The organism is Ornithinimicrobium pekingense DSM 21552, from assembly GCF_000421185.1.
GTDB classification, from domain to species: domain Bacteria; phylum Actinomycetota; class Actinomycetes; order Actinomycetales; family Dermatophilaceae; genus Ornithinicoccus; species Ornithinicoccus pekingensis.
The window spans coordinates 168,830-195,823 of the sequence record NZ_ATWJ01000001.1 but is presented as its reverse complement, the minus strand read 5'-3'; the positions used below and the strand labels follow the sequence as shown (position 1 = coordinate 195,823).

Here is a 26,994-nt window from a genome sequence, read left to right as displayed (position 1 = left end):
CCGAGGCGGGGCGCCTCGCCGTCGACGGGCGTCCGCCCTAGCGTTCGGGGATGGGGTCGAGCGGGCCGGTGCTGCGGGACGCGGAGCGGCGACGTGTCCGGGTGGTGCGGGCGGCCTGTGACGTGAGGGCCTCGTGACCGGCCAGGAGCGGCAGGTCCTGCACGTCATGCCCGCCTGGGTGCGTCGCCTCTACCTCGCCCTCGGTCTGGCCTACCTCGCGCTGGGCGCCGTCCGTGCGGTGCAGGAGCCCAGCGAGTGGCGCGGCTGGGTCAACCTCGCCCTCGCCGCGGTGTGGCTGCTCGGCGCCCGCGCGGTGAGCCTGGCGTGGGTCGTCACCCCGACCGGAGTCCTCCGCGAGCGGTTCACGGGAGGCCACGCCGAGGTGCCGTGGGCCGTGGTGGACCACGTGGGCCACGACGCGCAGGCGCCCGCCTTCCGCACGGGTGGGCAGCTGCGGCTCGCGGACGGCCGGGAGGTCACCTTCCGCAGGTGGTCCGACGACGGGGTGCGGCGTGCCCGGGCCTGGTGGGAGGCCGCCCGCGAGGGCGGTGCGGACGCGGACTAGCGGGGCGGCATCCGCAGCGCGCCGTCGAGGCGGATGACCTCGCCGTTGAGCAACGGGTTCTCGACGATGTGCGCGACCAGCGCGGCATACTCCTGCGGCCTGCCCAGCCGCGCAGGGTGCGGCACGAGCGCCTCGAGGGAGGACTTCACGTCCTCGCCCAGCCCGGCCATCATCGGCGTCTCGAAGATGCCGGGGGCGATCGTCATCACGCGGATCGCCTTGTCGGCCAGGTCGCGCGCGGCGGTGAGCGTCAGCCCGACCACACCGGCCTTGGACGAGGCGTACGCCGCCTGCCCGATCTGCCCGTCGAACGCCGCGACGCTCGCGGTCATGACGACGACGCCCCGGTCACCGTCCAGCGGCTCGTTGGCGGCCATCTGCTCGGCGGCCAGACGCAGCACGTTGAAGGTGCCGATGAGATTGATCTCCACCACGGTGCGGTAGGCGTCCAGGCCCAGCACGCCCCGGCGCGACAGGATGCGGCCCGGCGTCGCGACCCCGGCGCAGTTGACGACGACCCGCAGCTCACCCAGGCCCGCGGCCTGCTTGACGGCCGCCGCGACCTGCTCCTCGTCGCGCACGTCGCCACCGGCGAAGTGCGCGCGCTCGCCCAACGCGGCCGCGACCTCCTCGCCGCGGCCGCCCGGCAGGTCGACGAGCACGACCTGGGCCCCGGCCTCGAGGAGACGGCGGGCGGTCTGCTCGCCCAGGCCCGAGGCGCCGCCGGTGACGAGGGCGACGGTGGAGTCGGTGATCTGCATGCGTTCCTCCGGGTATGGGGTGGAGCTGGGGTGGATGGTGACGCGGCGGTGGGGGAGCGGCCGGGTCAGCGGTGGGCGGCCAGCACCTGGCGCGAGATGACCAGGCGCTGGATCTGGTTGGTGCCCTCGAAGATCTGGGTGACCTTCGCCTCGCGCATGAAGCGCTCGGCGGGGAAGTCGGTGGTGTAGCCGTAGCCGCCGAGCACCTGCACCGCGTCGGTGGTGACGCGCATCGCGGCGTCGGTGGCGACCAGCTTGGCGATGGAGGCCTCCTGCGTGTGCGGCTTGCCGGCGTCCTTGAGGCGGGCCGCGTGCAGGTAGGTCGCGCGGGAGCTGCCGACGGCGGCGGCCATGTCGGCGATCAGGAAGGCCAGGCCCTGGTTGTCGGCGATGGGCCGGCCGAACTGCTGCCGCTCCTGCGCGTAGGCGCTGGCCACCTCCAGCGCCCGCTGAGCCAGCCCGGTCGCGGCGGCGGCGATGCCCAGGCGGCCGGAGTCGAGGGCGGCGAGCGCGAGCTGCATACCCTGCCCCTCGGCACCGATCCTGTGCTCGGCGCCGAGGCGGGCGCCCTCGAAGAGGACCTCGCGCACGGTGGCGGCGCGCATACCCATCTTGCGCTCGGGCTCGCCGAAGCCGATGCCGGGCGTGTCAGCCGGGACGTGGAAGCAGGACAGGCCTCGTCCGCCGTCGTCGGAGGTGCGGGCGAAGAGGGTGTAGAAGTCGGCGTGGCCGGCGTGGCTGATCCAGGCCTTGGTGCCGGTGACGACGTAACCGTCACCGTCCCGTTCCGCGCGGGTGCGGATCGCGGCGACGTCGGAGCCGGCCTGGGGCTCGGAGAGGCAGTAGGCGCCGAGCTGGTCGCCCGAGAGCATGTCGCCCAGCCAGCGCTCCTGCTGCTCGGGGGTGCCGAAGCCGGCGAGCGGGAAGCAGGTCAGGGAGTGGACGGACACCCCGACCGCGACCGACATCCAGGCGCGGGCGATCTCCTCCACGACCTGCAGGTAGACCTCGTAGGGCTGGCCGCCGCCGCCCTGCTCCTCGGGGTAGGCCAGCGACAGCAGCCCCGCCTGGCCGAGCATCGTGAAGACCTCGCGGGGGAAGCGGGCCTGCGCCTCCGCCTCGTCGACCCGCGGCAGCAGCTGCTCGTCCGCGATCTCACGGACGAGCGCCAGCAGGTCCTCGGCCTCTTCGCTGGGGAGCACGCGTTGCACCATGCGGTGACGATATCCCCGGACGTGGCGTCACCTGCTAACCGTGCGCCGCCGCCACCGTCCTCGTCGCGTGGCTCCATGCCGCGCACGCGTGCGGTGCAGCCCGGCAGGCCCTACGTCGCGCGGGCCCGGTGCCGCAGCAGCAGGGCTCCCGACATCAGCACCAGCAGCCCGGTCATCACGTAGGCGCCCAGCGTCGGCGACGTGTCGCCGGCCAGGATGACCAGCCCCGCCAGCACCTGGACCACCCCGCCGACGAGGAACACCACCTCGCCGTAGAGATGCATGAACGTGAAGTAGTGCGCGCCCACGACCACCATGGCCAGGGGGAAGAACGCACCGGGCAGGACACCGGCGAGCAGCCACGCAGCCAGCAGCCCGGCCACCATCCCGAACGCCGACTGCATCGCCAGGCCCCGCATGGGGTGCCCGGCAGGCAGGTCCGCCCGGTCCCCCAGCACCCGGTTGCCGGCCATCGAGACCGCAGGGATGAGCACCCCGCCGAGGAAGAGCACGGCGGAGCCGACGCCCATGCCCATCCGGTCGGCCGACAGGCCGGCGGCCAGCCAGACCACGGCCGACACCACGGGCCCGATCCAGCCGCCGTGGTAGACCTCGCGCACGTCGGCCTGCGCGGCCGCGACGCCCGACCGCTGTCCCTCGGAACCGTTCACAGCCGCCTATTGTCCTCGGCCGCCGACCGGGGACGCCTCAGGCCGGGTAGACCTCGACCTCGGTCGCCTTGACGCCGGCCCAGAGCCGGGTCCCGACGGTCACGCCGAGCTGCGCCACGGCAGGCAGCGTCACCTCGGCGACCAGCTCCACGCCGGGCACCCCGTGCAGCCGCACCCGGGCCCGCTGCCCGGTGACCGTCACGGCGGCGACCTCCAGGTGCCACAGGTTGCGGGCCGAGGCCTCGGGCCGCTCGGTGAACAGCGTGACCGCGGCAGGGTTGACCGTCGCCAGCAGCTCGTCGCCGGGGCGGGCGTCCGCGGGCACCTCGGCGACCACGAGCTCCGCACCGCCCGCCAGGGCCAGCCGGGGCGGACCTCCGCCGGCGAGACGGCCGTGGACCAGGTTGAGCCCGACGACCCCCGCGACGTAGGGGGAGCGGGGCCGCGCGACGATCTCCGCCGGGGTGCCCGACTGCACGACCCGTCCGCCCTCGAGGAACAGCAGGTGGTCGGCCAGGGTGAGGGCGTCCAGCGGGTCGTGCGTCACCAGCACCGTCACCCCTGCGTAGTCACGGAGCCGGTGCGACAGGTCGGCCCGTGTCACCGACCGGGTCTGGGGGTCGAGCGCCGACAGTGGCTCGTCGAGCAGCAGCAGGGCGGGGTCGGTCGCCAGGGCGCGGGCCAGGGCCGCCCGCTGCGCCTGCCCCTGGGAGACCTGCGACGGCCTGCGCCCGGTCAGCTCGGCGAGCCCGACCCGGCCCAGCTCCTCGGCGGCGCGCGAGCGGGCGGCGGCACGCGGCATACCTCGTGACCGGGGACCGAAGGCCACGTTGTCGAGCAGCGTCAGGTGCGGGAACAGCAGCGGGTCGGCGAGCACCATCCCGACGCTGCGCGCCTCCGGCGGCAGGTGCGTGCGGGCGTCGGCCCAGGTCGTGCCCGCCACGCGCACGTGGCCGGACTCGAGGGTATGCAGTCCCGCCAGGGCCTTGAGCGCGGTCGTCTTGCCCGACCCGTTGGGGCCCAGGACCGCAGTGACGCCGTGCTCGCGGCGGAGCGCGACGTCCAGGTCGAAGCCGTCGAGGCGGACGGCGAGGGAGGCGTCCAGGGCGGTCATCGTAGCCACCGGCTCCGCAGCAGCCCGAGCACGAGCACGCTGACGGCCAGCATGACCAGCGACAGCGCGACCGCCGCGTCGGGGTCGCGCTCGAGCGCGGCGTAGACGCCGAGGGGAGCCGTCTGGGTGCGGCCCGGGAAGCTGCCCGCGAAGGTGATCGTCGCCCCGAACTCCCCGAGCGCCCGCGCCCACGCCAGGGCCGAGCCGGCCGCGATCCCCGGCAGGACCATGGGCACGACCACCGTGCGGAAGGTGCGCACGGGCCCGGCCCCCAGCGTCGCGGCGACCTCGTCGAAGCGGCGGTCCAGGCTGCGCATCGACCCCTCCACGGAGATGACGTAGAAGGGCATGGCCACGAAGATCTCGGCCATCACGACGGCAGCGGTGGTGAACGGCAGCGTGACGCCGAAGGCCTCCTCCAGCCAGCCGCCGAGCACCCCGCGCCGCCCCCAGGTCATCAGCAGCGCGACCCCGCCGACCACGGGCGGCAGGACCAGGGGGACGGTGACGAGGGCGCGGCCCCAGGCGGTCAGCGGGTGGTCGGAGCGGGCCAGCAGCCACGCGAGCGGGGTGCCGAGGGTCCAGACCACCACCATCGTGACCGCGGTCGTGACCGCCGACAGCCGCAGCGACTGGCCGACGACGGGCGCGGACAGGTGGGTGGCGAGGTCGGCCCAGTCCGCGCGCAGGAGCAGCGCCACGAGCGGCAGCACGATGAAGGCGACCCCGACCGCGGCGGGCGCGACGAGCGGGAGCCGCGTGCGGACCGCCCCCGGGGTGCGGGGACGGCGGCGGGCTCCCCGACCGGTCGTCGTCACGGCGCGACGAACCCGGCGTCGGCCAGGTGCTGCTGGCCGCGCGCGGACAGCACCTCGTCGATGAAGACGCGGGCCAGCGGGTTGTCCGAGACGGCCAGGATCGGGTAGCGGCTGACCACGTTGTCCTGAGGCGGGATCTCGACGGCCAGCACCCCGTCGGCGGCCGTCGCGACGTCGGTGTTGTAGACGACGCCGGCGTCCGCCTCGCCCAGCGAGACCTTGGCGAGGGTGGCGCGCACGTCCGGCTCGTAGGAGGAGATGGCCGGGCTGATGCCCAGCTGCGCGAAGAGGGTCTGCGCGGCGGCGCCGCACGGCGCCTCCGGCCGGCACACCACGAGGCGTATGCCGTCTCGCGCCAGGTCCTCCGGGCCCTCGATGCCGGCAGGGTTGTCGGCGGGCACGGCCAGGGCGAGGGTGTTGGTGGTGAAGACGACGGGTTCGCCGGCGCGGTTGCTCGCCTCCAGCAGCTCGAGCGGCTCCTGCCCGGCGAGCGCGACGACGTCGGCCGGCGCCCCCTCCTGCACCTGCTGGACGACGGTCGAGCTGGCCGCGAACGACAGCTCGACCCGCACCCCCTCGTGGTCCGACTCGAGGTCGGCGGCGACGAGCTCGAGGACGTCGGTGAGCGAGGCCGCCGCGAGGACGGTGACGGTCCGGGGCCCGGCCGGGTCGTCGTCGCCCGCCGCGCCGTCGTCCGCAGCGCCGCAGGCTGCCAGGAGCACGGCAGGCACCAGGGCGAGCGCCGCCGTCCGTGCGGTGGTGACCACGCGGCGGAGCGACCCCGACGTCATGCCCGTCTGCCGGTCACGACGGCGCACCGATCGTCACGTGCGTGGCCTTGACCGAGGCGACGACGACCGAGCCGGGCTCCAGCCCCAGCTCCTGCACCGCCTCGGTGGACAGCAGCGAGACCAGCCGGAACGGTCCGGCCTGCACGTCCACCTGCGACATCACGGTGTCGCTGACCACACACGTGACGATGCCGCGCATCTGGTTGCGCGCCGAGCTGGTGCCCAGGTCACCGACAGCAGCCGGGTGCGCCTGCTCCTGCGCCAGCGCCGCGACGTCCCGCCCCTGCACCACCGTGCGGCCGGCGTCGTCCCTGGTCGCCGGCAGGCGGCCGGCGTCGATCGCCCTGCGGACCGTGTCGGGGGAGACCCCCAGCAGTCCGGCCGCCTCGCTCACGCGCATCTGCGTCATAGATGCCAGCATAACCACGCAGATGCGTCGGGATGCCCGGGGCGGTCGTCGCAGGTGCGCAGACGCGGGCGAGCGCCCGGCGCCTGCGGCGCGGTTCAGCCGAACAGGTCGGCCACGCCCCGGCGCAGCGCGGTGACGTCCGTGTCGAGGGCGACCAGGTCGAGGTCGGGCAGCAGGCCGTCGAGGTCGCGGTTGCCCGAGAAGGCACCTCCCAGCACGCCGGCCTCCCGGGCGGTCGAGACCACCCGGTGCACGGCGGCCACCAGCTCGTCGTCGACCACCGAGGGACGCCCGAGGGACAGGGACAGGTCGTAGGGCCCCACGAACACCCCGTCGACCCCCGCGCACCCGGCGATGTCACGGACCGCGGCGAGCCCCTCGGCCGTCTCGACCATCGGGAGCAGCAGCGGCCGCTGCGGGCCGCCCACCATGACGCCGCGGGTCAGACCCGTGCTGCGACGGCCCTCCGGCGGCAGGCGGACGGCCGAGACCAGCGCCGCCGCTTCCTCGCCCGAGCCCACCCCGGGCACGATGACGCCGGCCACCCCGGTGTCGAGCACCCGGCCCAGGTGCGCCGGGTCCTGCGAGCCGGCCCGCGCCAGCACCGGGACCGGGCTGACGCGCAGCAGGCCGGGCAGGTCACGGACCTCCAGGACGCCGTGCTGCAGGTCGACGCCGAGCCACCCGACGCCGGTCAGCGGCAGCGCCTCCAGCGCGTCCGGCCCCAGCACGGTCAGCCACAGGCCGCGGGGCGAGGAGAAGGGAGTCATCGGTCCTCCGGTCGGGGGTGGTCGGGTGCCGGCCCGAGCTCGGGCCGCTTCGGTGCGCGGCCGTCGCCGGAGGACCGGCCCTGCAGCCGCCGCTGCACCCACGGGCCGGCGTACTCCCGCGCCCACTGCGCGTTGCCGCGGACGGACTCCAGGACCCCCGGGCCGGGCTGCGGCGGCAGCGGCAGGTGCCAGTCGGCCTCGTCGGGGTCGTGGCCCAGCGCGGTGTAGGCGGCCAGGGCCACCCGGCGGTGCCCCTCGGCCGTCATGTGGATCCGGTCCTCGGCCCACATCCGCCAGTCCTGCAGGAAGTCGCAGGCCCACTGGTTGAGCACGTAGCAGCCGTGCCGCTGGGCGATCGACCAGATGTGGGAGATGTAGACCCCGACCCGTCCCCGGGTGCGTCCGATGACCGGCGCGCCCACCGGGTCGGTCGGCGTGGCCATGAGGACGTCCGCCCCGGTGGCCCGGATCCGTGCGACGGCGCCGTCGAGGGTGGCCGCCAGCGCGTCCACGTCGGCCCGCGGCCGCAGGATGTCGTTGCCGCCGCCGACGATGCTGACCAGGTCGGGCTCCAGGGCGAGCGCGGCGTCCACCTGCGGGCCGGCGACGTCGGCCAGCTTGCGGCCGCGCACGGCCAGGTTGGCGTAGGAGAACTCCTCGGCGTGCGCCGCCAGCAGGGCGGCGAGCCGGTCGGCCCAGCCGACGTAGGCGTCGGGCTCGACGGGGTCGGGGTCGCTCATGCCCTCGGTGAAGGAGTCACCGATCGCGACGTAGCGGCCCCACGCCCGCGCCTGCGGGCGCACGCTGCCCGCGGCGCCGTGCACCAGGGCGCCGCGCACGCGCTCGCCGGCGCTCTCCATACCGGTCCCGTCCTGCGTCACGCCAGCCTCCAGTCGATCGGGTCCGCCCCCTGGCGGAGGAGCAGCTCGTTGGCGCGGCTGAAGGGCCGCGAGCCGAAGAAGCCGTTGCGCGCCGACAGCGGCGAGGGGTGCGCGCTCTCGATCCGCGGGACGTCGCCGAGCCGCGCGGCCAGGCTCCGCGCGTCGCGGCCCCACAGCACCGCCACCAGCGGACCGCCCCGGCGCACGAGCGTGTCGATGGCCAGCTCGGTCACCTCCTCCCAGCCGCGGCCGCGGTGGCTCGCCGGGGCGTTGGGGCGCACGGTGAGGACCCGGTTGAGCAGCATGACGCCGTGCTCGGCCCACGGGGTCAGGTCACCGGTGGTCGGCACCGGGTGCCCGAGGTCGTCGGCCAGCTCGGCGTAGATGTTCTGCAGGCTGCGCGGGACAGGGCGCACGTCGGGGGCGACCGAGAAGCTCAGGCCGACGGCGTGGCCAGGGGTGGGGTAGGGGTCCTGGCCGACGATGAGCACCCGCACCTCGTGCAGCGGCCGCTCGAAGACCCGGAGCACATGCTCGCCGGCGGGCAGGTAGCCTCGTCCGGCCCGGCTCTCCTCCCGCAGCCAGGCACCCAGCCGGGCGACCGTCTCCTCGGCGGGGGCGAGCGCCTCGGCCCAGGTCGGGTGCACGAGGTCCTTGAGCGGGGCGGGTCCGGGCACGCCACGAGGGTATGCGGTGCGCGTCCCGCGACGCGCACGGGGCAAATGACACGTCTGTAGTTCCGGTGCCCTAGACTGACGGCAGCCGATTGGACGAGTCGACGAGAGGGACGATTGATGGGTGCCGCCCCCCGGGTGCAGGTCGACGAGTCGACGTCCCTGTCCGAGCGCGACCGGCAGATCCTCGACTTCGAGCACCAGTGGTGGAAGTACGCCGGGTCCAAGGAGCAGGCCGTCAAGGACCTCTTCGACCTGAGCCCCACCCGCTACTACCAGCTGCTCAACCAGCTCATCGACAGCGAGGACGCGCTCGCCCACGACCCGATGCTCATCAAGCGTCTGCGTCGCCAGCGCGCCAGCCGCCAGCGCAGCCGCTCCGCGCGGCGGCTCGGGATCGAGCTGTAGAGGCCGGCGGGCCCCCACGAGTCACACCGACGCCCGGCGACCGCGAAGGCGCCGGGCGTTGCTGTGCGCGGCGGCACCGCATACCTCGCGCAGGTCGTCGTGCGGGTCGAGGGGTGCGTCGCTCCGGGCGTGAGTAACGTTCCTCCCGTGAAGACCGACGTCGAGATCGCCCAGGAAGCCACCCTCCGCCCGATCGGCGAGATCGCCGAGGGGCTCGGGCTGACCGCCGAGGACTACGAGCCCTACGGCCACACCAAGGCCAAGCTGTCGCTGGGCATCCTCGACCGGCTCGCCGACCGGCCCGACGGCAGGCTCATCCTGTGCACCGCGATCAACCCGACCGCGGCCGGCGAGGGCAAGACCACGACCAACGTGGGGCTGTCGATGGCGCTCAACGCGATCGGCAAGAAGGCGATGACCACCCTGCGCGAGCCGTCGCTGGGGCCGTCGTTCGGCATGAAGGGCGGGGCGGCCGGCGGCGGCTACGCCCAGGTGGTGCCGATGGAGGACATCAACCTGCACTTCACCGGCGACTTCCACGCCATCACCGCGGCGCACAACCTGCTTGCGGCGCTGCTCGACAACAGCATCCACCAGGGCAACCCGCTGAACATCAACCCCAAGCGGATCACCTGGCCGCGGGTGATGGACATGAACGACCGCGCCCTGCGCAACATCGTCATCGGCATGGGCAAGGTCGGCGACGGGGTCGTGCGCGAGTCCGGCTTCGAGATCACCGTGGCCAGCGAGATCATGGCCGCGCTGTGCCTGGCCACCAGCCTGGAGGACCTCAAGGAGCGCTTCGGGCGCATGATCGTGGGCTACACCTACGACAAGCAGCCGGTGACGGCCGCCGACCTGCAGGCCCCGGGCGCGATGGCGCTGCTGATGAAGGACGCGATCAAGCCCAACCTCGTGCAGACGCTGGAGAACACCCCGGCGATCATCCACGGCGGCCCGTTCGCCAACATCGCCCACGGCAACAACTCGATCATCGCGACCAGGACGGCCCTCAAGCTCGCCGACTACGTCGTGACCGAGGCCGGCTTCGGCGCCGACCTGGGCGCGGAGAAGTTCTTCGACATCGTCTGCCCCGCCGGCGGCCTGCGGCCCGACGCCGTCGTCGTCGTCGCCACCGTCCGGGCGCTCAAGCTCAACGGCGGCAAGGACAAGAAGGAGCTCGCCAACGAGGACCTGTTCGCCCTGGGCACCGGCATGGTCAACCTCGAGCAGCACCTGGAGAACCTCGCCAAGTTCGGCGTGCCCGCGCTCGTGGCGCTCAACCGCTTCCCCAGCGACACCGACGCCGAGCTGCGTCTGGTGCGGGAGCGGTGCGAGGCGCTCGGCGTGACGGTGGTGCTCTCGGAGGTCTTCACCAAGGGTGGCCAGGGTGGTGCCGACATGGCCCGGGCGGTCGTCGAGCTGGCCGAGCAGGAGAGCAGCTACAGCCCGCTCTACGACGTCGAGGAGCCCATGCACGCCAAGATCGAGACGATCGCGCGGGAGATCTACCGTGCGGACGGGGTCGACCTGTCGCCCGCGGCCGCCGCCCAGCTCGGCCAGATCAACGCCGACGGCTACGGCAACCTGCCGGTCTGCATGGCCAAGACGCAGTACTCCTTCTCCGACGACCCGACCCGCCTGGGGGCGCCCCGGGGCTTCCGGATCACCGTGCGCGAGCTCGTCGTCAACGCCGGCGCCGGGTTCGTGGTCGCCCTGACCGGGGACATCATGCGGATGCCCGGCCTGCCCAAGGTGCCGGCCGCCGTCGGGATGGACATCTCCGCCGACGGCACGATCACCGGCCTGTCCTGACCGCCCCCTCCCGCCCACCCACCCACCCGCCCCCTCCCGACCGACGACGTGGTGTGCACGCTCTCGGCGCGACCGACGACGTGGCGTGCACGCTTTCGGCGCGACCGACGACGTGATGTGGACGCTCTCGGCGCGACCGACGACGTGGTGTGCGCGCTCTCGGCGCGACCGACGACGTGGTGTGCACGCCGCCGGGCTCCGGCCCGGTCCCTTCCCGGGGCCGCTGACGGCATACCCGTCCACGGCACCTAGACTGGCGGACATGGTGGAGGTGACCTGGCGCCGCGTCGCGCCCGGGGTGTACGTCCGTCGCCACGAGGAGCTCAACCTCAACTGCGGCCTGGTCGTCGGTGACGACAGGGCGCTGGTGATCGACACCCGCAGCTACCACGAGCACGGTCTGGAGCTGCTCGCCGCGGTCCGCGAGGTGACCGACAAGGAGCTCGTGGTCGTCAACACCCATGCCCACTACGACCACTGCTTCGGCAACTCGGCCTTCCGCGACTCCCAGATCTACGCCCACGCCGGCGCGGTCGACGACCTGCTGCGCACGGGCGAGCACCAGCGCGAGCAGATCGTGGCCCACGTGCGGGCGACCGACCGCGAGCACATGGCCCGGATGATCGAGGCCACCGAGATCGTGCTGCCCTTCTACGTCATCGAGGACGACACGACCCTCGACCTGGGCGGCCGCACCGTCGAGCTCCTCTGGGCCGGACGCGCCCATACCGACCACGACCTGTCGGTCGCGGTGCCGGACGCGCACGTCGTCTTCGCCGGCGACCTCGTCGAGGAGGGGGCGGACCCGATGATGGAGGACGCCTTCCCCCAGGAGTGGGCGGCGACGCTCCGGGCGCTGACCGCCAAGCCGGCGGCCGAGCTGGCGGACGTCTGGGTGCCCGGCCACGGCGCCGTCGTGGACCGGGCCTTCGTGGAGGAGCAGACCGCCCAGCTGGCCCAGCTCGCCGAGCGCTTCACCGAGGTCATCGACGGTGGCCTGGCCGGCGTCGACGCCCTCCTCAGCGCCTGCCGGGGCCTGGGTTTTGAGGACCAGACGCTGCGCGACGCCGCCGTACGGGCGCTCGAGCTGCGCGCCTGACGGGGCACGCGCCGTCCTCGGTGCCGGGTATGGCGTGCACGCGACGTCGTCGGTGGGGCGTGGGGCGTGCATGCGACGTCGTCGGTGGGGAGCGGGTGTCGTCATTTGCACTCGGAGGGGTCGAGTGCTAATCATGGACCTAGCACTCTCGACTCGAGAGTGATAACACCTGACCGGCCCTGTCGAGGGTCGTGCGACGGGGCGACCTGAGCCCCCGAGCGCGGCTCGTCCGTCGCGGGCGACAGCCCGGTCGTCCGCCCATCACTGTGTGGAGGAAAAGACCACGATGGCCAAGACCATTGCTTTCGACGAGGAGGCCCGCCGCGGCCTCGAGCGGGGTATGAACACCCTCGCCGACGCCGTCAAGGTGACCCTCGGCCCCAAGGGCCGCAACGTCGTGCTCGAGAAGAAGTGGGGTGCGCCCACCATCACCAACGACGGTGTGAGCATCGCCAAGGAGATCGAGCTCGAGGACCCCTACGAGAAGATCGGCGCCGAGCTGGTCAAGGAGGTCGCCAAGAAGACCGACGACGTCGCCGGTGACGGCACGACCACCGCGACCGTCATCGCCCAGGCGATGGTGCGCGAGGGTCTGCGCAACGTCGCGGCCGGCGCCAACCCGATGGCCCTCAAGCGCGGCATCGAGGTCGCCGTCAAGGCGGTCAACGACGAGCTGCTGAGCCAGGCCAAGGAGGTCGAGACCAAGGAGCAGATCGCCCAGTCCGCGTCCATCTCCGCGGCCGACACCGAGATCGGCGAGATGATCGCCGAGGCCATGGACAAGGTCGGCAACGAGGGTGTCATCACCGTCGAGGAGTCCAACACCTTCGGCCTGGAGCTCGAGCTCACCGAGGGCATGCGCTTCGACAAGGGCTACATCAGCCCCTACTTCGTCACCGACACCGAGCGCATGGAGGCCGTGCTCGAGGACCCCTACGTCCTCGTCGTGAACTCCAAGATCTCCTCGGTCAAGGACCTGCTGCCGCTGCTGGAGAAGGTCATGCAGTCCGGCAAGCCGCTGGCGATCGTCGCCGAGGACGTCGAGGGCGAGGCCCTGGCGACCCTGGTCGTGAACAAGATCCGCGGCAACTTCAAGTCCGTCGCCGTCAAGGCCCCGGGCTTCGGTGACCGCCGCAAGGCCATGCTCGGCGACATCGCCATCCTCACCGGTGGCCAGGTCATCTCCGAGGAGGTCGGCCTCAAGCTCGAGACCGCCGAGCTGGACCTGCTGGGCAGCGCCCGCAAGGTCGTCGTCACCAAGGACGAGACCACCATCGTCGAGGGCGGCGGCGACGCCGACCAGATCGCCGGCCGGGTGGCCCAGATCCGCGCCGAGATCGACAACAGCGACTCCGACTACGACCGCGAGAAGCTGCAGGAGCGCCTGGCCAAGCTGGCCGGTGGCGTCGCCGTCATCAAGGCCGGCGCCGCGACCGAGGTCGAGCTCAAGGAGCGCAAGCACCGCATCGAGGACGCCGTCCGCAACGCCAAGGCTGCGGTCGAGGAGGGCATCGTCGCCGGCGGCGGCGTGGCCCTGATCCAGGCGTCCAAGGCCTTCGACGGTCTGAACCTGACCGGCGACGAGGCCACCGGCGCCAACATCGTCCGCGTCGCGGTCGAGGCTCCGCTCAAGCAGATCGCGATCAACGCGGGTCTCGAGGGCGGCGTCGTCGCGGAGAAGGTGCGCAACCTGACCCCCGGCGAGGGCCTCAACGCGGCCACCGGCGAGTACGGCGACATGCTGGCCTTCGGTGTGGCCGACCCGGTGAAGGTGACCCGCTCTGCGCTGCAGAACGCCGCCTCCATCGCGGCCCTGTTCCTCACCACCGAGGCCGTCATCGCCGACAAGCCGGAGAAGACCCCGGCGATGCCCGGCGGCGCCGACGGCGGCATGGGCGGCATGGACTTCTGACCTGACGGTCGGAGCACAGCGCGCCCGCGTTCCTCGCGGGCGGTCAACGCACCACGGGGCGGTCCCTTCCTCACGGGAGGGGCCGCCCCGTCGGCGTGCCGGGTCGGTCCTGGACCTCTCAGCCGGCGGTGAACCGCATCCGGTTGGTCTGCTCGACCTGCTCGTAGTCCTGCCCCGTCAGCCGCAGCGTCGAGGAGACCTGCTGCAGCGAGGCCGTCACCCGCTCCTCGGTCGCCTTCCAGTCCTGCATCACCGCCTGGAAACGGGCCGACGCCGAGCCCTGCCAGCAGTCCTGCAGGGCCACCAGCGTGGCCATCATCGCCCGCACCTCGGCCTCGATGGAGCCGGCGATGCGCTCGATGTCGCCGGAGGCGGCGGCGATGCGTGCGGTGTCGACCGCGAAGTGGTTGCTCATGGGTTCCCTCCCTGGTGCGGTGGTGGCGCTCCGGTGTCGCCCACCCGTGCCCCCGACCGTAGACACAGCACGCGGGGCCGCGCTGGCGCTGTCCACAGGGTCGTCGGGCACGGCATAGGGTCGTGCCCATGACCGGCCGCTCGATCGTGCTCTTCGCCCTCGCCGCCCTGCTCGAGATCGGCGGGGCGTGGCTGGTCTGGCAGGGCGTCAAGGAGCACCGGGGGTGGGTCTTCGTCGGGCTGGGCGTGGTCAGCCTCGGCCTCTACGGCGTCGTCGCCGCCCTCCAGCCCGACGCCAACTTCGGGCGGGTGCTGGCCGCCTACGGCGGCGTCTTCATCGTCGGCTCCCTGCTGTGGGGGATGGTGCTCGACGGCTTCCGGCCCGACCGCTGGGACGTCGCGGGCGCCCTGGTCTGCCTGGCCGGGGTGGCCCTCATCATGTACGCCCCCCGCGCCGTCGGCACATGACCATCTGGGTCGACACCCCGATCTGGCCGGCCCACGGCCGGCTGTGGTGCCACGTCATCAGCGACGTCTCCCTGGAGGAGCTGCACGCCTTCGCCCGCCGGGCCGGCATCCCGGAGCGCTCCTTCGAGGGCGACCACTACGACGTGCCGGCCGAGCGTCGCGACGCCGTCGTCGCTGCCGGTGCGGTGCCCACCACCGGGGGTGACCTCATCCGGCGCCTCGCCGACTCGGGTATGCGGTTCCGCAAGCGCCGCCGCGAGCGTCCCCTCGGCCGGCACCCGGACGGGCTCGCCTGGCTCGGTCTGCCGCACACCCTCGAGGTCGTGGCCTCCCCGCACGAGCCGCCGGCCGGCGCCGCCGCGGCCGTGGTGCTCGTCGGCGCCCGCGACCGCCGCGAGATGGTCCTGGTGCGCAGCGCCGGCCGCGAGGGCTGGGCGCCCCCCGGGGGCAAGCGCGAGCCGCGCGAGAGCGTGCGCGAGGCCGCCGTGCGCGAGGTCGAGGAGGAGACCGGCCTGCACCTGCACCCGGCCGGGCTGGCGCCCGTCGGCTACGAGCGGATCACGGTGGCCCAGGGGCACGGCCGCGGCACCTGGGTCGACGGCGTCAACCTGCTCGCGGTGCTGGCGGCGCGGCTGCCGGCCCGCGCGGACGTCCGCCCGCAGCTGGACGACGTCGTGGAGGCCCGCTGGGCGACCCGCTCGCTCGCCGAACGGCTGTGCGGCGAGGAGCCGTGGTGGCCGCTCGTGCACTGGTGGTGGGAGCACCACTGAGCGCCGCCGGGCACCCGGGGCCACGGCGGGACGGCTCACCCCCGCAGGTGCCTGAGCGCCTCCCGCCGCGACAGCCCGCTGAGCCCGTCGCCGAGCTCGTCCACGAGCTCCAGCACCCGCTCCGGGTCGGTCCGCGCGTGCTGGCGCAGCGCCCACCCGAGCGCCTTGCGCACGAAGAACTCGTCCCCGAAGGGCGACCCCGGCAGGTTGGCGCGCACGCACCGCTCCAGCAGCGCGGTGTCCGTGGCCTCCTTGTGCCCCAGCTGGGACAGGATGGCGGTCCGCCGCAGCCACAGGTCGTCCGCGACCGCCCACCCGTCCATCACCGGGGTGACGACCTCCCGGTGCGCCCGCAGCACCCCGCCCACCAGCCGGGTGGCGACGACGTCGACGAGGTCCCACCACGCCCCGGTCACCACCAGGTGCCGGTAGAGGTCGAGGACGGCGGGGCCCTGCCAGGGCCGGGCGGCGCGGTGCTCGGCCAGCGCCAGCGCGGCATACCTCTCCTCCCGGTGGGTCGCGTCGTCCCACAGCGCACGCACCGTCGCCTCCCACGTCTCCCGGTCGGCGGGCGGGTGCGCGCGCAGCAGGGGCCTGACGACCTGCCGCAGCCGCGGGGCCGTCACCCCGTGGAAGGGCATCGCGGACCTCATGTAGCGCTGCTGACCCGCTGCGCGCTGCGGGTCGCCGGCCGCGGCCAGCGCCTCGCGCACCGCGGCGACGAGCGCCGCGTCGGGCCGACCCGCAGCCACCCCTCAGCCCTGCTGACCCAGCTCGGCCAGCTCGCCGGCCAGGTTGGACCGGGCCCGCCCGGTCCAGGCCTCGTGGGCGTGCGCCGTGCGGTAGAGGCGCTCGCGCCGTGCGAACCCGGCCAGCACCCGCCCGCGCCCGGCGCGGAAGGCGTCGTCGGGGACGTGGGCGTACTCCTCGCGCACCTGCGCGCGGTAGGCGGCATACCTGTGCGCGGGGGCGGACAGGATCCACAGGTCCGCGTCGTGGACGGCCTCGAGCACCCGGGTATGCGGTGCGCCCGGGTCGGGCTCGTGCGCGGCGGTCATGAGCACCCCCGCCTCGACGGCGTCCACCAGCCGGTCGTCGACACCGAGGGCGTGGAGGTGGTCGCGGGCCATCGTCGCGCTGCGGTGCTCGTTGCTGCCGGCAGCGGCCCGCGGGTCGTAGTGGACGTCGTGGAACCACCCCACCGTGCGCGCCAGCAGGGCCTCACGGGCGTCGAGGGCCCCGGCCCCGGTGAGCTCGTCCAGGGCGGCCAGCACCTCGCCCAGGTGCTCCACGGTGTGGTAGCGCCGGTGCGCCTCGCCCCAGCCGCGCAGCAGCAGCGACCCCTCGCGCAGCCACAGGTCGCGGCCCGCCCGGGGCGCCAGCAGCTCGACGTCGTCGAGCCACCGGTCCAGCAGCGCCTCGCTCATCCGAGCCGCGCGCCCCGCCACAGGTCGACGCCGGAGTCGCGGGCGTGCTCGTCGACGACGGCCAGCTCCTCGGCGGTGAAGGTGATGCGGTCGAGGGCGCAGACGTTCTGCTCCAGCTGCTCGGGGCTGCTGGCGCCGATGAGCACCGAGCTCATCCGCTCGTCCCGCAGCGCCCACGCCAGGGCCATCTGCGCCAGGGTCTGGCCGCGCCCGGAGGCGATCTGGTCCAGGGCCCGCAGGTGCTCGACGGTCTCGTCGTTGATGAGGTCGGTGGACAGGCTCTTGCCCTGGGTGGCGCGCGAGCCCTCGGGGATGCCGTGCAGGTACTTGTCCGTCAGCATCCCCTGCGCCAGCGGCGAGAAGGCGATGCAGCCGGCGCCCACGTCGTCGAGGGTGTCGAGCAGCTGGTCCTGCTCCACCCAGCGGTTGAGCATGGAGTAGGACGGCTGGTGGATGAGCAGCGGCGTGCCGAGGTCGGCCAGCATCGTCGCGGCCCGGCGGGTGTCCTCGGCGGAGTAGGAGGAGATCCCGACGTAGAGCGCCCTGCCCGAGCGCACGATCGCGTCGAGGGCGCCCATCGTCTCCTCCAGCGGCGTCTCCGGGTCGGGCCGGTGGTGGTAGAAGATGTCGACGTAGTCCAGCCCCATCCGCCGCAGCGACTGGTCCAGGCTGGCCACGAGGTACTTGCGCGAGCCCCCGACCTGCCCGTAGGGACCGGGCCACATGTCCCAGCCGGCCTTGCTGGAGATCACCAGCTCGTCGCGCAGCCCGGCGAAGCTGCGGCGCAGGTGCCGGCCCATGTTCTCCTCGGCCGAGCCGTAGGGCGGGCCGTAGTTGTTGGCCAGGTCGAAGTGCGTGATCCCCAGGTCGAAGGCCCGCCGCAGCACCGCCTCCTGCTTCTCGAAGCTCACGTCGTCGCCGAAGTTGTGCCACAGGCCCAGGCTCACCGCGGGCAGCCGCAGGCCGGAGCGGCCCACCCTCCGGTAGTGCATCGAGTCGTAGCGCGTGGGGTCGGGCGTGTACGTCATACCCGCCAGTCTGGCCCACCCGCGCGGCTTGCGGGCACCCGGCCGGATCGGGTATGGCGCTCGCGCGCCCCCCGCCCCTAGGCTGCAGGCATGCCCGTGGACGACTGGGGTCTGCGTCCCCTCCTGCTGGCGGTCGAGACCGACCCCAGGCGGCTGGGGCGGACGGAGACCGAGCTCGCGCGCAGCTTCGCCGGGACCTACCGCGTGCGCGGCGAGGCCTCCGTGATCGACGCGCGCCGCCAGCTGGAGGGGGCGGCCCGGCGCGGCGAGCGGGTCGCGCTCATCCTCGTCGACGACCGGATCGGCGCCGAGGAGCGCGACGAGCTGCTCAACCTGGCCCGGACCGCCCACCCCGAGGCCCGGCGCGGCCTGCTGGTGGACTGGGGCGCGTGGGCCGACCAGGACGTGGCCCGCACGATCCTGCGCGGGACCGCGGTCGGTGACCTGCACTCCTACGTGCTGCGGCCCTGGACCGAGGGGGACGAGCTGTTCCACCGCACGATCGCCGAGATCGTCCAGGACTGGTCGCGCGCCGACCCCCGCAACAAGCGCGAGGTCGTCGTGGTGGCCGACCCGCACTCCGGGCGGGCCTTCGAGGTCAGCAACCTGCTCCAGCGCAACCGCGTGCCCTACGCCTTCCGCGACCGGTCCTCCCCGCAGGGGCAGCGGGTGCTCGAGGCCGCCGCACCCGAGCGCGAGGGAGAGGTGGTCGTGTGGATGCCGGCCATCGGCGGACCCACGCTCGTCGACCCCTCCGACACCGAGGTGCTGCGCGCCTGGGGGATCCCCACCGAGATCGACGGCCCCAAGCGCGACTTCGACCTGCTCGTCATCGGGGCCGGTCCCTCCGGCCTGGCCGCCGCGGTCTACGGCGCCTCCGAGGGGCTCTCGACGTTGGTGGTGGAGCGCGAGGCGATCGGGGGCCAGGCGGGCACCAGCTCGCTGATCCGCAACTACCTCGGCTTCTCCCGCGGGCTCAGCGGTGCCGAGCTGGCCCAGCGCGGCTACCAGCAGGCGTGGGTCTTCGGCGCCCACTTCGTGCTCACCCGCGAGGTGGAGAGCCTGGAGCGGGTCGGCGATGCCTTCCGGGCGACGGTCTCCGGGCAGGGCGCGGTCACCGCGCGCGCCGTGATCCTGGCCTGCGGGGTGGCCTACCGGCGGCTCGGGGTGCCCAGCGTGGAGGCCTTCACCGGCAAGGGGGTCTACTACGGCGCCAGCGTCTCGGCGGCGCACGCGCTCGCGGGCCTGGCGGCCGCGGTCGCCGGCGGCGGCAACTCCGCCGGCCAGGCGGTGCTGCAGCTGGCGCGCTACTGCACCGCGGTGCACCTGGTCGTGCGCGGGGCGCGGCTGGAGGAGACCATGTCGGCCTACCTCATCGAGGCCATCGCCGGTGAGCCGGTCATCTCCGTGCACCTGGCCAGCGACGTCACGGCCGCCACCGGCGACGGGCGCCTGGAGGGCCTGACCCTGACCGACCGCGGCACCGGGGCCACCCGCGACATCGAGGTCGACGGCTTCTTCGTCATGATCGGCGCCGAGCCGCACACCGACTGGCTGCCCGCCGAGGTCCGCCGCGACGAGCGCGGCTTCGTGCTCACCGGGACCGAGGCGGCTCACGACCTGTCCGACCTCAACCTGCACCCGCACGAGACGTCGGTGCCGGGCCTGTTCGCGGTCGGTGACGTCCGCGCCGGCTCGGTCAAGCGCGTCGCCTCCGCCGTGGGGGAGGGGTCGGTCGTGGTCTCCGAGGTGCACGTGCACCTGAGCACCCCGCACGGGTGAGAGCGGGACGGGTATGGAGCCGCGCAGGTCAGGCACCCTGGTCGCCGTCGCGGCTGCGCTCGTGCTCCCGCTGGCGGGACTGGCCCTGCTGGTCGCCCGGCCGGCGCTCGACCTGCGGTGGGAGCACCACCCGGCCCACTTCTGGCTGGTGCTGGGGTCAGCGGCGTTGTCGGCGGTGCTGGCCTACGCCACCGGCGACGCGGCGGCACGGCGCGGCGACGCCCGGCTGGCGCACGTGTCGCTGGCCTTCCTCTCCTCCGCCGGGTTCCTCGGGCTGCACGCCCTGGCGACCCCCGGTGTGCTGCTGGAGGGGTCCAACATCGGCTTCGCCGTCGCCACGCCGATCGGGGTGGCGCTCGGCTCGCTCTTCGCCCTGCGCTCGACCAGGGACGTCGCCGGGGACGGCGCTGTCGCCGAGGTCGCCCTCGCCCGCTGGCTGCGGTGGGGTCTGCTGGCGCTCATGCTCGCCTGGGCCGTGGTGTCGCTGGCCGGCCTGCCGCCCCTGGGCGGACCGCCGGCCGGGGCCGAGCGGCTGCCGCTGCTGGTCGCCGTCCCGGGCATCGTCCTCTACGTCCTGGCCGCATGGCACTACGCACGCCGGTGGCGCACCCGACGCGAGGGTGTGCTGCTGGCGGTCGCGGCCGCATACCTGCTCCTGGCCCAGTCCCTGGTGGCGATGGCGCTGGCCCGCAACTGGCAGCTGTCCTGGTGGGAGTGGCACGTGCTGCTGCTCGCCGCCTTCGCGCTCGTGGCCGTCGGCGCCCGGCGGTCGTGGCACGAGGAGCGCTTCGCCGCGCTCTACCTCGACGACACCTCCGCAGGGCGGCGCGAGGCCAGCGTGCTGTTCGCCGACCTGCAGGGCTTCACCGCCTTCTCCGAGAGCCAGGAGCCGGAGGAGGTGACCGCGATGCTCAACGACTACCTGTCGGTCGCCGTCCCGGCCGCGCTGCGCCACGGCGGCGACGTCGACCGGATCGTCGGCGACGCCGTCATGGTCACCTTCAACACCCGCGGCGACCAGCCCGACCACGCGGTCCGGGCGGTGCGCGCCGGGCTGGCGCTGCAGCGCGAGACGAGCGTCGTGGCGGGACGGCACCCGGGCTGGCCGCGCTTCCGCGTCGGCGTGAACACCGGCCCGGCGACCGTCAGCGTGCTGGGCACGCACGGCGGGCGCACGCACACCGTCATCGGCGACACGGTCAACACCGCGGCCCGGATCGAGGCGCAGGCACCGACAGGCGGTGTCGCAGTCGGCCCCGCCACGCTCGCGGCCCTGCCTCCGACGGCCCGGACCCGGCCGCTGGGGCGGCTGGAGCTCAAGGGCAAGACCGAGCCGGTCGAGACCCACCTGGTGCTGGGCCTCGACCGGGAGGAGCCTGACTGACCTGCGGCGGCCGGCAGCGGACCCGCTGCCTGTAGGCCCGCGGTCAGCCGTCGTCAGAGAAGCGGATCTCGACGCGCCGGTTCTGCTGCCGACCCTCGGGGTTGTCACGACCGTCCGGGTGGGTGTTCTCGGCGACCGGTTCGCTCGACCCCTTGCCGGAGGAGGTGAGGCGGCCCTCGTCGATCCCGTGCTCGACGAGGTAGTCGGCCACCGCCTCGGCGCGCTCCTCCGACAGCGGCTGGTTGACCTCGTCCGTGCCGAGGCCGTCGGTGTGGCCGATCACCTCGACCGGCGCGTCCGACTGCTCCAGCAGGGCCAGCACCGTGTCGAGGCTGCTGGCCGCCGTGGGCCGGAGCTCGGCGGAGTCGAAGTCGAACAGGAACCGGTCCGAGATCTGCATGACCTGGTCGTCGGCCTCGGTGGTCACACCGAGCGCCTCCTCCAGGGCCTCCGTCCCGGCCTCGGGCGGGTCGGTGTAGAACAGCGACACGGTGGACCGCGGCGCCTCCCAGACGGTGGAGACGGTGACGGTCGTCCGAGGCGCCTCGTAGCCCTCCGGCACGGGTGCCTCCTCGGAGGCAACGGCCACGACGGAGCCGACCACGCTCAGCCCCAGCGCGAGCGGGAGAGCCCGCGGGAAGCGGCTCATCGGCGACCCGCCAGTGGCGCGTCGAACATCACCTGCGACCAGCCGTCGCCGAAGATCTCGCTGAAGTCCAGCGTCAGTTTGGTGGCCTCGGCGTCCACCCGGCCGGCGAAGACGAGGACGGCGTCCACGCCCTCCCCCGGCTGCAGCCTCAGGGTCTGTCCGTCGCCGCCGGCCTGCACCTGGAAGGCGTAGGTCCGACCGCGGTCGTCGTAGAGACGCGGCGAGCTGGTGGTGGCGGACCCGTACCAGGTGTCGAGCTCGTCGTCGGCGTCGTTGACCAGGGTGATCTCGGCCTCGACGTAGTAGTCGTGGACCAGGACCCGGTGCACGGTGATCGTGAAGGCGGATTCTTCGGTGCTGACCGACATCGACTCACCCAGCTCGACGGTCTGCGCCTGGGCAGGCTCGACCGCGTTCGGGTCGGTGGTCGCCGCGGCCTGGCCGGCCGCATCGGCCGGCGCCGGGGTCGAGGTCTGGGGTGCAGCGCCGGAGGCAGCGGACGGCTGGTCCGACGCCTGCTCCTCGATGGGGTCCCCGCCCCCGCTGCAGGCCGAGAGGGCCAGGGCTGCGGCCAGGGTCAGGCCGGCGAGCCTGCCGGGTCGTGCGTGCATGTGTGAATCTCCTCGCGCGTCAGGACGTCCCAACCCCGTCAGGACCGGGGGCGTCAGGTCCGGGCGGGGGCGTGCGGGAGCGCAAGCGCGCGCCTCGGATCCCCCTCTTGCGGGCACTCACGTTACACAACCCACCGGGAGCGGCTGCACCGCCACCGGCGGCCGAGACTGCGTCAGCGCTTGGTCATGGACTCCGCCAGATCGGCGAGGGCGTCGGCGAGCTCCTCGCGGGCGTTGTGGGCCCCGTCGAGCAGGCCGCGCACGCCACCGCCGGCGGAGTGCCCCGCCGAGCCGACCGCGCCGGTGACGCCCGTGGCGACCGAGGTCGCCGCACCGGTCACACCGCCGGCCACGGCCTTGGCCGCGTGCTTGGTGCCGGAGAGGAAGGACTGGGTCGCCAGGGTCAGGCCGGCGCCCACGAGCCAGACGTCCTTGGCCAGGCCGGTGCCGTCGGCGGTCGGGCGCACGCCGTCGTCCTCGGTCATGCCCGGCGTCTTCAGGTACATGCCCGTCAGGCCGGCCCCGAACGCGGCGAGCGCGGTGCCCGCGACCGCGGAGGGGACTGTCGGCAGCAGCAGCAGCGCCCCCACGCCGATCTCGCCGTAGCCGAGCAGCTTGGTGAAGTCCTTGGCGCTCATGTCCTTGAACATCGGGTAGACGCTCGAGGCCCAGCCGTGCATCTGCTCCTGGCCCTCCTCGTCGGCCTTGAGCTTGTTCAGGCCCGAGTTGAGGATGAAGGCGCCGGTCGCGACGCGCAGCGGGACGTGCGTGGGGTGCATGGTCTCTCCTGTTCGTGGGGGGTCAGGCGGTCCGTGCCACCACGGTATGCCGTGCGCTCCCGCACGGCTACCCGGCCTCACCTGCGAGGGGACCGGGCAGCGGTCGGGCGTGCACCACCGTCAGCCCGCTCACCGCACGGGTCAGCACCACGTAGAGGCGGCGCAGCCCGCTGCGCCGGTCCGGCTCGGCCTCGGCGATCTGCGCCGGCTCGGTGACGACGACCTGGTCGAACTCCAGGCCCTTGGCCACGGTGGCGGGGACGAGGTGCACGGGCAGGATGCGCTCCTCGGCGTGCGAGCCGTCGAGCACCTCGTGCTCCACGGCGGCCGCCGTCAGGGCCGAGCCGACCCGGTCGACCCAGGCGTCGGGGACGATGACCCCGAGGGAGCCCTCGTGCGCCGCTGCCGCCCGGACCGCCTCGACGGTGCCGGCCACGGGGTCGCCGACCGCCAGCACGTCCAGCCGGCCCGGGTGGGAGCGCACCGACCGGGGTGCCCCGAGCCCGGGCGCCATGTGCGGGAGCAGGCGAGCCGCATACTCGATGACCGACGCGGGGACGCGGAAGCCGCGGTCGAGCACCTCCAGGTGGACGTCATCGCCGTCCAGGGCCTTGCCCAGGTGCTGCAGCGACTCCGCCCAGGAGCCGGTGGCCCACGGGGTGGTGCCCTGGGCGATGTCGCCCAGGACGGTCAGCGAGCCCGTGGAGGCACGACGACCGACGGCACGCAGCTGCATGGGCGAGAGGTCCTGGGCCTCGTCGAGGACCACGTGGCCCAGGCTGGGGGTGCGCTCGAGCAGGTCGGCCACCTCGTCGAGCAGGGCCAGGTCGGCGACGCTCCACCGCGCGCTGCGGGGCGCGCGCGGCCGGTCCCAGACCATCGCCCGCTGGTCGTCCTCCAGCCCCTCGCCGGCCGAGAGCAGCTCGGCGACCACGGCCTGCGGCGTGACCTCGGGCCAGACGGACCTGACGTAGGCCTTGACCGCGGCCGACCGCGCGACCGCGTCCTGCACCCGGTCGTCGGGGGAGTCGCCCGAGCGCTCCATCGCCACGAGCACCGCGTGGGCGAGGCGCTGGGGCAGCATCGCGCGGGCGGCGGCGTAGCGGACCCCGCGGACGCGCAGCTCGTCCAGGATGTCCTGCACCTCGTAGGCGGGCACCCGCCACCGGCGCGACCCGCGGGGCACCACCAGCGCCTCGGTCGCGGGCCGCACGTGCCCCCAGACGGCCTCGCGCAGCACGTCGGCCATCCGCGCCTCGCCCTTGAGCCGGGCCACGTCCGGGGCGTCGACGGCCCGGACCACCGCGTGCCCGACGAGCTCCTCGACGGTGGTGTGGCGCACGGTGACCTCGCCCAGCGAGGGCAGGACCGCGCCGACGTGCTCGAGGAAGGCCCGGTTGGGCCCGACGACCAGCACACCGCCCCGGGCCAGGCGCTCGCCGAAGGCGTAGAGCAGCCAGGCGGCGCGGTGCAGCCCGACCGCGGTCTTGCCGGTGCCGGGCGCGCCCTGGACGCAGATGGTCGTGGCGACGTCGGCGCGGACGATCTCGTCCTGCTCGGGCTGGATGGTGGCGACGATGTCGCGCATCGGGCCGATCCGGGGGCGCTCGATCTCGCGGGCAAGAATCTGGCTCTGGCCCTCCCCGTGGCCCTGCGCCCCGGGCGGGCCGCCCGCGGTCAGCAGCTCGTCCTCGAAGGCCGTCAGCCGCCCCTCCTCGACCCCGAAGCGCCGCCGCCGCTCCACGCCCATCGGCTCGGTCGGGCTCGCCCGGTAGAACGCGGTCGACACCCCCGCCCGCCAGTCGACGACGACGGGGTCGCCGTCCTCGTCGCTGACGTGCCGCCGGCCGATGTAGAGACGCTCGGGGGTGTCCGTGTCGATGCGGCCGAAGAAGAGCGTCGTGCGCGGGTCGTCCTGCAGGGCCCGAGCGCGCAGCCACAGGGTGCGCGCGAGCGACTCCCCGGCGATCGCGTCGCCGCCGTCGGCCTGCAGCGAGAGGGTGTGCTCGCGCATGCGGGCCAGCTCGGCGCGGGCGCGCTCGAGGTGCGCCTGCTCCAGGGCGAGCTCGGCGTCGGGGGTGATGGGCGGTGGAGAGGTGTGTGGAGAGGTATGGGGTGGGCTGGCGGGCACGACAGACCTCGGCTCCGGGAGTGGGGGAGGAGCGAGGTTACACCCTGGCGAGACGCTCGGGCCAGGGGTTCGACCACTCATGACCCGCTGCACTTGTTATAAAGAAACTAGAACTATACGATCGGGGCGTGCTCATCCGCATCGACACCCGCGCCACCGAGCCGATCTACACCCAGATCGCGCGCGAGGTCCGCCGTGCCCTCGCCGTGGGGGAGCTGAGCGGGGGCGACCGGCTGCCGGCCGCCCGCGAGCTGGCCCGCTCCCTGGACGTCAACATGCACACGGTGCTGCGCGCCTACGGGGACCTGCGCGACGAGGGCGTCATCGAGCTGCGGCGCGGTCGGGGAGCCGTCGTGGTCGACGTCCCCGCCCCGCCCGACGAGGTGAGCACCGCGGTCCGCGACCTGGTCGCCCTGGCCCGACGGCACGACATACCCCTGAGCGACCTGCACCACGCCCTGGACGCCCTCGACGGCGAAGGAGACCCCTGATGACCACCTCCCCGACCACCTCTCTCACCCCGCAGGAGCAGCGGGTGCGGCGCGCCCACGTGAGCGCCACCTCGGCGGTGCTGGCCGTGTGCGCGGCGGCCTACCTCGCCGTCGTCGCGCTCGTCGCCGGCGAGCTGCCCGGCCGCATCGCGGTCCACTTCGGCCTCGACGGCACGTCGGACGGCTGGCTCGGCCGCTCCGTCGCGCTGGTGAGCTTCGGCGTGTTCGCGGTCGGCCTGCCCGTGCTGCTCCTGGTGGTCTTCGCCGCCGGGCAGTGGTGGCGCGGCGCGTCGGCGCGGCTCACCTCGGCGCTGGTCACCGGCCTCGCCGCCGGCCTGGTGGCGCTCTTCGGGCACCTGCTGTGGTCGCAGCGCGGCCTGACCGACACGACCGACCTGCAGCTGGCTGCCTGGGCGGTCCTCTGGCCGCTCGCCGCCGCCCTGGGCGTGGGGCTGCTGACCGCCGCCGTTCTCCCGCCGGCCCTGCCGCAGCCCGACCCCGTCGCCGTCGAGCCGATCGAGATCACGCCGACCGACCGGGTGTCCTGGTTCGGCGACGTGCGCAGCTCGCAGGTGATGATCTGGGCGCTGCTCGGCAGCGTGATCGCGGTGGTGGCCGCCACGCTGGTGTCCGGCATCTGGTGGCTCTGGCTCGTCGTGCTCCTGATGCTGCTGCTCTTCCCGGCCACGACGATCTTCCGGGTGACCGTCGACCGCTCCGGGCTGACCTGGCGCTCCGCGCTCGGGGTGCCGCGCGGCCGCGTGCCGCTGGAGGACGTCACCGGGGTGAGCATCGTCGAGGTGCGGCCGGGAGACTTCGGCGGCTACGGCGTCCGGTCCGTGCCCGGCGCGACGGCGGTCGTCACCCGGTCAGGCCCGGCGCTGCAGGTGCAGCGGGGGGACCGGCGGTTCGTCATCACCCTCGACGAGCCGGTCGCGGCGGCCGGCGTCCTGGAGGGCCTGCGCCTGCGCGCCGGTCGCTGAGTCGGTCCGCGGAGACAAGGTTGTGCCGGACAGGCAGCCCCGGGAGCGGTGCATGTCCGGCACAACCTTGCCCGCACCGGGAGGCGCTGCCTGCCCGTAGCCGCTGCTGCCCGCAGCAGCCGCTAACTGCCGTGGGGCGCTGGCGTCCGGGAGCCGCCGCCGGCGCGAGGCCTTC

The 26,994-nt window shown here is 74.0% G+C and carries 29 protein-coding genes; 11 read left to right on the top strand and 18 right to left on the bottom strand.

Annotation, left to right across the window (positions count from 1 at the left end):
• Positions 1–133: 133 nt before the first annotated feature.
• A complete protein-coding gene (locus tag K330_RS0100995) occupies positions 134–565 on the top strand; it encodes a hypothetical protein (RefSeq protein ID WP_022919995.1) in 432 nt (143 codons plus the stop codon).
• Here the strand turns inward: K330_RS0100995 and K330_RS0100990 are convergent.
• The 10 genes from K330_RS0100990 to K330_RS0100945 all read right to left on the bottom strand — a co-directional run bounded on the left by K330_RS0100990 (position 562) and on the right by K330_RS0100945 (position 8,671).
• Positions 562–1,326, bottom strand: a complete 765-nt coding sequence (locus K330_RS0100990) for an SDR family NAD(P)-dependent oxidoreductase (RefSeq protein WP_022919994.1) — start codon at positions 1,324–1,326, stop codon at positions 562–564. The genes K330_RS0100995 and K330_RS0100990 overlap by 4 nt on opposite strands.
• A gap of 65 nt (positions 1,327–1,391) precedes the next feature.
• Positions 1,392–2,540 (bottom strand): acyl-CoA dehydrogenase family protein, encoded by a 1,149-nt coding sequence (locus tag K330_RS0100985; RefSeq protein ID WP_022919993.1) that lies wholly within the window; start codon positions 2,538–2,540, stop codon positions 1,392–1,394.
• A gap of 110 nt (positions 2,541–2,650) precedes the next feature.
• A complete protein-coding gene (locus K330_RS0100980) occupies positions 2,651–3,211 on the bottom strand; it encodes a DUF7010 family protein (protein ID WP_022919992.1) in 561 nt (186 codons plus the stop codon).
• Between the two features lie 37 nt (positions 3,212–3,248).
• Complete coding sequence (locus K330_RS0100975) at positions 3,249–4,325, bottom strand: ABC transporter ATP-binding protein (protein WP_022919991.1); 1,077 nt, start codon at positions 4,323–4,325, stop codon at positions 3,249–3,251.
• Positions 4,322–5,143, bottom strand: coding sequence for an ABC transporter permease (locus K330_RS0100970; protein WP_022919990.1), 822 nt, complete (start codon positions 5,141–5,143; stop codon positions 4,322–4,324). Before K330_RS0100970 ends, K330_RS0100975 begins: the two co-directional genes overlap by 4 nt.
• Positions 5,140–5,934 (bottom strand): molybdate ABC transporter substrate-binding protein, encoded by a 795-nt coding sequence (gene modA, locus K330_RS0100965; protein WP_029202170.1) that lies wholly within the window; start codon positions 5,932–5,934, stop codon positions 5,140–5,142. The genes K330_RS0100970 and modA overlap by 4 nt, the downstream gene beginning before the upstream one ends.
• 13 nt (positions 5,935–5,947) lie before the next feature.
• Positions 5,948–6,343: a TOBE domain-containing protein gene (locus tag K330_RS0100960; RefSeq protein WP_022919988.1), complete on the bottom strand. Its 396-nt coding sequence runs from the start codon at positions 6,341–6,343 to the stop codon at positions 5,948–5,950.
• Between the two features lie 95 nt (positions 6,344–6,438).
• Positions 6,439–7,113, bottom strand: coding sequence for an HpcH/HpaI aldolase family protein (locus tag K330_RS22315; protein WP_022919987.1), 675 nt, complete (start codon positions 7,111–7,113; stop codon positions 6,439–6,441).
• On the bottom strand, positions 7,110–7,994 hold the full coding sequence (locus K330_RS18255; RefSeq protein WP_268238304.1) for an SGNH/GDSL hydrolase family protein: 885 nt from the start codon (positions 7,992–7,994) through the stop codon (positions 7,110–7,112). Before K330_RS18255 ends, K330_RS22315 begins: the two co-directional genes overlap by 4 nt.
• On the bottom strand, positions 7,991–8,671 hold the full coding sequence (locus K330_RS0100945; protein ID WP_022919985.1) for a uracil-DNA glycosylase: 681 nt from the start codon (positions 8,669–8,671) through the stop codon (positions 7,991–7,993). The genes K330_RS18255 and K330_RS0100945 overlap by 4 nt, the downstream gene beginning before the upstream one ends.
• A gap of 117 nt (positions 8,672–8,788) precedes the next feature.
• Here K330_RS0100945 and K330_RS0100940 point away from each other — a divergent pair, with 117 nt between their 5' ends.
• The 4 genes from K330_RS0100940 (at position 8,789) to groL (ending at position 13,902) form a co-directional block, all read left to right on the top strand.
• A complete protein-coding gene (locus K330_RS0100940; RefSeq protein ID WP_022919984.1) occupies positions 8,789–9,076 on the top strand; it encodes a DUF3263 domain-containing protein in 288 nt (95 codons plus the stop codon).
• A gap of 147 nt (positions 9,077–9,223) precedes the next feature.
• A complete protein-coding gene (locus K330_RS0100935) occupies positions 9,224–10,891 on the top strand; it encodes a formate--tetrahydrofolate ligase (RefSeq protein ID WP_022919983.1) in 1,668 nt (555 codons plus the stop codon).
• Between the two features lie 262 nt (positions 10,892–11,153).
• Positions 11,154–11,990, top strand: a complete 837-nt coding sequence (locus K330_RS18250; protein WP_022919982.1) for an MBL fold metallo-hydrolase — start codon at positions 11,154–11,156, stop codon at positions 11,988–11,990.
• A 286-nt stretch (positions 11,991–12,276) separates the two neighbouring features.
• Positions 12,277–13,902 carry a chaperonin GroEL gene (gene groL / locus K330_RS0100925; RefSeq protein ID WP_022919981.1) on the top strand — a complete coding sequence of 542 codons (1,626 nt, stop codon included), beginning with the start codon at positions 12,277–12,279 and terminating at the stop codon, positions 13,900–13,902.
• 118 nt (positions 13,903–14,020) lie between these two features.
• Here the strand turns inward: groL and K330_RS0100920 are convergent, their stop codons facing one another.
• Entirely contained in the window at positions 14,021–14,317 is a 297-nt protein-coding gene (locus K330_RS0100920) for a WXG100 family type VII secretion target (protein WP_022919980.1), read from the bottom strand.
• 128 nt (positions 14,318–14,445) lie between these two features.
• Between K330_RS0100920 and K330_RS0100915 the strand changes: the two genes are divergently transcribed.
• Both K330_RS0100915 and K330_RS23055 read left to right on the top strand, forming a co-directional pair.
• A complete protein-coding gene (locus K330_RS0100915) occupies positions 14,446–14,784 on the top strand; it encodes a YnfA family protein (RefSeq protein ID WP_022919979.1) in 339 nt (112 codons plus the stop codon).
• A complete protein-coding gene (locus K330_RS23055; protein ID WP_022919978.1) occupies positions 14,781–15,554 on the top strand; it encodes a DUF4031 domain-containing protein in 774 nt (257 codons plus the stop codon). Before K330_RS0100915 ends, K330_RS23055 begins: the two co-directional genes overlap by 4 nt.
• Positions 15,555–15,589: 35 nt before the next feature.
• Here K330_RS23055 and K330_RS0100905 read toward each other — a convergent pair whose 3' ends face one another.
• Genes K330_RS0100905 through mgrA form a run of 3 tightly spaced genes read right to left on the bottom strand, consistent with a single transcriptional unit; the run spans position 15,590 to position 18,009 of the window.
• Positions 15,590–16,306 (bottom strand): DNA alkylation repair protein, encoded by a 717-nt coding sequence (locus K330_RS0100905; protein WP_029202169.1) that lies wholly within the window; start codon positions 16,304–16,306, stop codon positions 15,590–15,592.
• A 3-nt stretch (positions 16,307–16,309) separates the two neighbouring features.
• Positions 16,310–16,981: an HD domain-containing protein gene (locus K330_RS18240; protein ID WP_156875629.1), complete on the bottom strand. Its 672-nt coding sequence runs from the start codon at positions 16,979–16,981 to the stop codon at positions 16,310–16,312.
• Positions 16,978–18,009: an L-glyceraldehyde 3-phosphate reductase gene (gene mgrA / locus K330_RS0100895; RefSeq protein ID WP_022919977.1), complete on the bottom strand. Its 1,032-nt coding sequence runs from the start codon at positions 18,007–18,009 to the stop codon at positions 16,978–16,980. Before mgrA ends, K330_RS18240 begins: the two co-directional genes overlap by 4 nt.
• 90 nt (positions 18,010–18,099) lie before the next feature.
• On the opposite strand from mgrA, the gene K330_RS0100890 reads away from it, so the two are divergent.
• Entirely contained in the window at positions 18,100–19,791 is a 1,692-nt protein-coding gene (locus tag K330_RS0100890; protein ID WP_022919976.1) for an NAD(P)/FAD-dependent oxidoreductase, read from the top strand.
• A 13-nt stretch (positions 19,792–19,804) separates the two neighbouring features.
• Positions 19,805–21,175, top strand: a complete 1,371-nt coding sequence (locus K330_RS22310) for an adenylate/guanylate cyclase domain-containing protein (protein ID WP_022919975.1) — start codon at positions 19,805–19,807, stop codon at positions 21,173–21,175.
• Positions 21,176–21,218: 43 nt separating this feature from the next.
• Here the strand turns inward: K330_RS22310 and K330_RS22305 are convergent, their stop codons facing one another.
• From K330_RS22305 to K330_RS0100865, 4 genes are all read right to left on the bottom strand, one after another.
• Positions 21,219–21,824, bottom strand: a complete 606-nt coding sequence (locus K330_RS22305) for an OmpA family protein (RefSeq protein WP_022919974.1) — start codon at positions 21,822–21,824, stop codon at positions 21,219–21,221.
• Positions 21,821–22,435, bottom strand: a complete 615-nt coding sequence (locus K330_RS0100875; RefSeq protein ID WP_022919973.1) for a DUF4352 domain-containing protein — start codon at positions 22,433–22,435, stop codon at positions 21,821–21,823. The genes K330_RS22305 and K330_RS0100875 overlap by 4 nt, the downstream gene beginning before the upstream one ends.
• Before the next feature lie 173 nt (positions 22,436–22,608).
• A complete protein-coding gene (locus K330_RS24580) occupies positions 22,609–23,214 on the bottom strand; it encodes a hypothetical protein (RefSeq protein ID WP_022919972.1) in 606 nt (201 codons plus the stop codon).
• Positions 23,215–23,281: 67 nt separating this feature from the next.
• Entirely contained in the window at positions 23,282–25,345 is a 2,064-nt protein-coding gene (locus K330_RS0100865) for a HelD family protein (RefSeq protein ID WP_022919971.1), read from the bottom strand.
• A gap of 128 nt (positions 25,346–25,473) precedes the next feature.
• Between K330_RS0100865 and K330_RS0100860 the strand changes: the two genes are divergently transcribed.
• Positions 25,474–25,836: a GntR family transcriptional regulator gene (locus tag K330_RS0100860; RefSeq protein ID WP_022919970.1), complete on the top strand. Its 363-nt coding sequence runs from the start codon at positions 25,474–25,476 to the stop codon at positions 25,834–25,836.
• Positions 25,836–26,819 carry a DUF1648 domain-containing protein gene (locus K330_RS0100855; RefSeq protein ID WP_022919969.1) on the top strand — a complete coding sequence of 328 codons (984 nt, stop codon included), beginning with the start codon at positions 25,836–25,838 and terminating at the stop codon, positions 26,817–26,819. The genes K330_RS0100860 and K330_RS0100855 overlap by 1 nt, the downstream gene beginning before the upstream one ends.
• The last annotated feature ends 175 nt before the right edge of the window (positions 26,820–26,994 follow it).

Excerpts from the sequence above, each read along its gene's own strand:
- K330_RS0100940 (WP_022919984.1), top strand. The coding sequence starts at position 8,789 with ATGGGTGCCGCCCCCCGGGTGCAGGTCGACGAGTCGACGTCCCTGTCC.
- K330_RS0100855 (WP_022919969.1), top strand. The coding sequence starts at position 25,836 with ATGACCACCTCCCCGACCACCTCTCTCACCCCGCAGGAGCAGCGGGTG.
- modA (WP_029202170.1), bottom strand. The coding sequence starts at position 5,934 with ATGACGTCGGGGTCGCTCCGCCGCGTGGTCACCACCGCACGGACGGCG.
- K330_RS22315 (WP_022919987.1), bottom strand. The coding sequence starts at position 7,113 with ATGACTCCCTTCTCCTCGCCCCGCGGCCTGTGGCTGACCGTGCTGGGG.
- K330_RS0100920 (WP_022919980.1), bottom strand. The coding sequence starts at position 14,317 with ATGAGCAACCACTTCGCGGTCGACACCGCACGCATCGCCGCCGCCTCC.
- K330_RS18250 (WP_022919982.1), top strand. The coding sequence starts at position 11,154 with ATGGTGGAGGTGACCTGGCGCCGCGTCGCGCCCGGGGTGTACGTCCGT.
- K330_RS0100915 (WP_022919979.1), top strand. The coding sequence starts at position 14,446 with ATGACCGGCCGCTCGATCGTGCTCTTCGCCCTCGCCGCCCTGCTCGAG.
- K330_RS24580 (WP_022919972.1), bottom strand. The coding sequence starts at position 23,214 with ATGCACCCCACGCACGTCCCGCTGCGCGTCGCGACCGGCGCCTTCATC.
- K330_RS23055 (WP_022919978.1), top strand. The coding sequence starts at position 14,781 with ATGACCATCTGGGTCGACACCCCGATCTGGCCGGCCCACGGCCGGCTG.
- K330_RS0100975 (WP_022919991.1), bottom strand. The coding sequence starts at position 4,325 with ATGACCGCCCTGGACGCCTCCCTCGCCGTCCGCCTCGACGGCTTCGAC.
- K330_RS0100990 (WP_022919994.1), bottom strand. The coding sequence starts at position 1,326 with ATGCAGATCACCGACTCCACCGTCGCCCTCGTCACCGGCGGCGCCTCG.
- mgrA (WP_022919977.1), bottom strand. The coding sequence starts at position 18,009 with ATGACGTACACGCCCGACCCCACGCGCTACGACTCGATGCACTACCGG.
- K330_RS22310 (WP_022919975.1), top strand. The coding sequence starts at position 19,805 with ATGGAGCCGCGCAGGTCAGGCACCCTGGTCGCCGTCGCGGCTGCGCTC.
- K330_RS18240 (WP_156875629.1), bottom strand. The coding sequence starts at position 16,981 with ATGAGCGAGGCGCTGCTGGACCGGTGGCTCGACGACGTCGAGCTGCTG.
- K330_RS0100985 (WP_022919993.1), bottom strand. The coding sequence starts at position 2,540 with ATGGTGCAACGCGTGCTCCCCAGCGAAGAGGCCGAGGACCTGCTGGCG.
- K330_RS0100960 (WP_022919988.1), bottom strand. The coding sequence starts at position 6,343 with ATGACGCAGATGCGCGTGAGCGAGGCGGCCGGACTGCTGGGGGTCTCC.
- K330_RS0100890 (WP_022919976.1), top strand. The coding sequence starts at position 18,100 with ATGCCCGTGGACGACTGGGGTCTGCGTCCCCTCCTGCTGGCGGTCGAG.
- groL (WP_022919981.1), top strand. The coding sequence starts at position 12,277 with ATGGCCAAGACCATTGCTTTCGACGAGGAGGCCCGCCGCGGCCTCGAG.
- K330_RS0100875 (WP_022919973.1), bottom strand. The coding sequence starts at position 22,435 with ATGCACGCACGACCCGGCAGGCTCGCCGGCCTGACCCTGGCCGCAGCC.
- K330_RS22305 (WP_022919974.1), bottom strand. The coding sequence starts at position 21,824 with ATGAGCCGCTTCCCGCGGGCTCTCCCGCTCGCGCTGGGGCTGAGCGTG.